The organism is Sphingomonas sandaracina (genome assembly GCF_036663695.1).
GTDB lineage: Bacteria > Pseudomonadota > Alphaproteobacteria > Sphingomonadales > Sphingomonadaceae > Sphingomonas.
Map to the genome: position 1 here is coordinate 1 of NZ_JAXOJK010000016.1, position 2,010 is coordinate 2,010.

General features: G+C 60.0%; 1 protein-coding gene. It reads left to right on the plus strand.

Translation table 11 applies throughout. From position 1 onward, the window contains the following. Positions 1–2,010 (plus strand): putative bifunctional diguanylate cyclase/phosphodiesterase (locus U1707_RS18965; RefSeq protein WP_332801618.1); only part of this gene is annotated, 2,010 nt, incomplete at both ends.

The window sequence follows — 2,010 nt, forward strand, 5'->3', positions numbered from 1 at the left end:
GGCTTGCCTCCAACCGCGATCGTCGGGTTCTCTGGACCCGAGGGCGGCAATATTCGCTTCGCTGCGCTAGTCTCGCTTGTCAGGGACGTTCCGACCTATCTGATCCTGGTGGACAAACGGCAGCGCAAGGACCTCAGCCCCGCCCAGGTCTATACCGTCCGGGCGCACGCCGCGCATCTATCGACCATTCTTAATCTGCAGCTTCAGCGTAAAGGGGCCGTTGCGAGCGACCCAAGCGGCTGCGGCTTCGATATCGAGCGGCTCCGTTTGCTCGAATCTGTTGCCGTACATGCGCGCGATTCCATCATTATAACCGAGGCAGAACCCGTCGATCTGCCCGGCCCGCGCATTCTCTACTGCAACGCGGCTTTCACGCTCGCGACCGGATATCTGCCGGCAGAGGTTATCGGTCAGACCCCTCGTATCTTGCAGGGGCCTGACACCGATCCCGTTACCCGCGCAGAGTTGCGATACGCTCTCGAAAACTGGCAGCCGATCGAGGTCGAACTGGTCAACTACCGTAAGGACGGTAGCACGTTCTGGGTCGAACTCAGCATCGTCCCTGTCGCCAACGAGAAGGGCTGGTATACCCACTGGGTTTCGGTGCAGCGCGACATTTCCGAACGAAAAAATGCAGAGGAGCTAGCGATCCGCGTGCGCGTCGCCGAAGGGCAGAATGCCGCCCTGGCAAGCGAGATCGTCGAGCGAAAGCGTGTCGAGGCGGAGTTGCTCTATACGGCGTTCCATGACGGCCTGACGCGGTTGCGCAACCGTGCGTACTTCATGAACCAGCTTCAGGCAGCCCTTGACCGCGAGACCGAGCACAGCGGGCAGACCTGCGCTATCCTTTTCCTGGATCTGGACCGTTTCAAGATCGTAAATGACAGCCTCGGCCATGTTCACGGCGACGCACTGCTGCGCGAGGTTGCCCAGCGCTTGAAACGCAGCGTCAGGCCGCACGATACCCTTGCCCGGATCGGCGGTGACGAGTTTGCCATCCTGATCGAGGATTCAGCCGGATTGGCAACGGCCGTCGAAGTGGCCGAACGCGTTCTCGCGGCGATGCGAACCCCGCTTCAGCTTTCCCACCAAAGCGTTTTCCCCTCGGTCAGTATCGGGATCTCGCGGTCTCTAGGCCGCGATACCTCGCCGGACGACCTGATCCGCGATGCCGATATCGCGATGTACGAGGCGAAGCGTGCGGGGCATGGTGACTATGCCATCTTCGACCCCTCCATGCATGAGATGGCGGTTGCTCGCCTTGCCCTGCAGACAGATTTGCGCCTGGCGGTGCAGCAAGGCGATTTTCATCTCGCGTATCAGCCCATTGTCGATCCCACGACGGGCGAGATTTCCAGCTTCGAAGCGCTGCTTCGCTGGGACCACCCCCGGCTCGGGTCGATCGCACCGGCGGAATTCATACCTGTGGCAGAGGAGATCGGGCTTATCCGCGAGATCGACCGCAGGGTCATGATCGAGGCGTGTACGCAGCTGAAGAAGTGGCACGTTCTGCAAGGCCGATCAACGCTCAGGATGAGCGTTAACACGTCTGCCGCGGAGTTCGTCAACCCTGGTTTTCTGGACGATTTAGCGGCGGTTCTGGCATCATGCGATCTGCCACCGCAATGTTTGGAGCTGGAGATCACCGAAGGCATCTTCCTGCATCCCTCGCCGCAGATTGCCGGGATCATCGCCGCGGTTCGGCAGTCTGGTGTCCGCATAGCCCTTGATGATTTTGGAACGGGTTTTTCGTCGCTCAGCTATATCAGCCGCTACCCCATCGATACGATCAAGATCGACAAGTCCTTCATCGACGAAATCTGTACGCGCAAAAGCACCTATGCGATCGTCGACCTGATCATGGGCTTGGGTAAAGCACTGGGGCTCAATATCATCGCCGAGGGCGTCGAAACCAACGATCAGGCGGACGCGCTCATCGCCATTGGTTGTGCGGCCACGCAAGGGTATCTGTACTCCAAACCGCTATCGGCCGGCGCGGCTAGCGAGGCG